This is a genomic window from Sphingomonas sp. AOB5 (genome assembly GCF_029433115.1).
Taxonomy (GTDB): Bacteria; Pseudomonadota; Alphaproteobacteria; order Sphingomonadales; family Sphingomonadaceae; genus Sphingomonas.
The window spans coordinates 1-1,008 of record NZ_JARNTV010000137.1 but is presented as its reverse complement, the minus strand read 5'-3'; the positions used below and the strand labels follow the sequence as shown (position 1 = coordinate 1,008).

Annotated in this window: 1 protein-coding gene and 1 pseudogene; both read left to right on the top strand. The window is 72.1% G+C overall.

Annotated elements, in window-relative coordinates:
* Nucleotides 1-346 (top strand): annotated as a pseudogene (locus P1X14_RS22045) (uroporphyrinogen-III synthase); the annotation flags it as partial.
* 31 nt (nt 347-377) lie between these two features.
* Nucleotides 378-1,008 (top strand): hypothetical protein (locus P1X14_RS22040; RefSeq protein WP_277317570.1); only part of this gene is annotated, 631 nt, incomplete at its 3' end.

Genomic DNA, 1,008 nt, shown 5'->3' with positions numbered 1-1,008 from the left:
GATGGCGGCGGCGCAGGGCGTGCGCCGCGCGCTCCACCTTGCCGGACGCGAGCGTACGGTCGAGCCGGGCGGGATCGTTGCCGATATCGTCACCGTCTATGCCAGCGATGCCGTGCCGGTGACGGTGGACATGGCGGCGCGGCTGGCGGGTGCGATCGTGCTGGTCCAGTCGGCGCGGGCGGGCAAAAGGCTGGCGGAGATCGTCAGCGATCGCGCCGGCATCGCGCTGGTGGCGGTTAGCGACGGGGCGGCCGAAGCGGCGGGGACCGGCTGGGAACGCGTGATCGTGCCCGGCGGTTTTACCGGTACCGCGCTGATCGACGCCGCGCTCGCGCTGGCCGATTGACCCTGCGCACCCGCGCGGGGATAAGGTGCGCATGAGTTCCGACGAGCCACTCGCGCTGGAGCCGGCCCGCGGGCTGTCTCCTCTGGCGAAGAACGTGCTGATCGCGGTGATCGCCTTTGCGGCGGGCATTGCGGGCATGGCCGCATTCAGCTGGATGCGCGGCGGCGATGCGCCTGCATCCCAGCCCGCGCCCGCCCAGGTGACCGCGCCGCAGCCGATGCCGGTCCGCGCCTTGCCCCCCGGCACCGATGTCGCCACGCTTTCGGCGCGCGAGCAATTGCTCGCCGGGCGGCTCGACGTGCTGGAGACGCGGCTGCGCGATATCGATGGCAGCGCGCGCAATGCCTCATCCTATGCGACCCAGGCCGAGCGGCTGATGATCGCCTTTTCCGTGCGCCGCCTGATCGAACGCGGCGAACCGCTGGGACGGCTTGAGGCGCAGTTGCGCCAGCGTTTCGGCGAGACCCATGGCGAAGCGGTGAGCAGCATCGTGCAGGCCGCGCGCCAGCCGGTGACGCTGGAGGATTTGCGGCTGGGGCTGGATACGATTGCGCCGCGGCTGATCACCCGGACCGATGCCAGCCTGTGGTCGCGCGGGCGCGCGATGCTGGGCGATCTGATCGTGCTGCGCCGCGACGGCGTGGCCAGCCCGCGCGCCGCCC